This window comes from Aquidulcibacter sp. (assembly GCF_049239865.1).
In the GTDB taxonomy this organism is placed as follows: Bacteria; Pseudomonadota; Alphaproteobacteria; order Caulobacterales; family Aquidulcibacteraceae; genus Aquidulcibacter.
The window spans coordinates 1-1,037 of the sequence record NZ_JBMLTR010000195.1; the positions used below are offsets into that span (position 1 = coordinate 1).

1 protein-coding gene is annotated in these 1,037 nt (G+C 52.7%); it reads left to right on the forward strand.

The features are described from left to right. Nucleotides 1–149: 149 nt before the first annotated feature. Nucleotides 150–920 (forward strand): S1/P1 nuclease, encoded by a 771-nt coding sequence (locus ACOVRA_RS13910; RefSeq protein ID WP_421720826.1) that lies wholly within the window; start codon nucleotides 150–152, stop codon nucleotides 918–920. Nucleotides 921–1,037 lie beyond the last annotated feature (117 nt).

Here is a 1,037-nt window from a genome sequence, read left to right on the forward strand (position 1 = left end):
GCAAAACTTCGAAGCGCTCTTTAACAGGAATTGACAGCAACAGCCATGTATTGACCTGTGATTGGCTTGAAGCCGTCCCATGCACCCCCTAAAATCGAGTTAGGCGATGCAGGGTGGTCTTCGGCGTCGCACGGGTTAGAGGTATGTGGATGCGTGCGTTTTTGGTCGCTATGTTGATATTCCTAAGTAGCTCGCCCGCATGGGCTTGGGGGCAAAATGGGCATCGGGTGACCGGGGCCATTGGTGAGCCTCTCTTGTCAAAAAAGGCCGCAAAAGCGGTAAAAGCCGTGTTGGGCACAGAGTCGTTGGCCGAAGCCTCGACTTGGCCAGATGAAATGCGCTCTAGCCCGGAAGTATTCTGGCAGAAGACAGCCAACCCTTGGCATTATGTGACAATTCCCGCTGGCAAGACCTATGCAGAAATTGGTGCACCACCCGAAGGCGATGCGGTTAGCGCCTTGAAAAGCTTTGCCGTCACGTTGCGCGATCCAAATGCCCGCCTAGCGGATAAGCAATTGGCCTTACGATTTACCATCCATAATATTGGTGATTTGCACCAGCCGCTTCACGTCGGCAATGGCACCGATCGCGGCGGCAATGACGTGAAGGTTCAGTTTGGCCGCGAGGATACCAATCTGCACGCGGTTTGGGATGGCAATCTGATTGATCGCCAGCAATTGTCCTATACCGAGATGACGGCTTGGTTGAGCCGCCGCATCACCCCGCAAAACCTGAAAGACTGGGCAAATCCTGATCCTTTGGTGTGGGTGGCGGAGAGCGCCGCCTTGCGCGACACAATCTATCCTGCAGACACTCGTTTGGGTTACACTTACGCCTTCCAGCAAAATGAGGCTTTAGACACACGTCTTATGCAAGCTGGGGTTCGGGTCGCGGCCTATTTGAATGAACTTTATAAGTGAATTTCGTTTGAAGTGCATTTCGACGGCCAAAGCTCTGCATCGGGGTGTGGAAGAAGCATTTCAGCTTCATCTTTCCTTCATTCACTGCTTGCAAACCGTATTAACCGCAACATCTCC

Bases quoted from the DNA above. Each gene is read 5' to 3' on its own strand.
- ACOVRA_RS13910 (WP_421720826.1), top strand. From the start codon at position 150: ATGCGTGCGTTTTTGGTCGCTATGTTGATATTCCTAAGTAGCTCGCCC.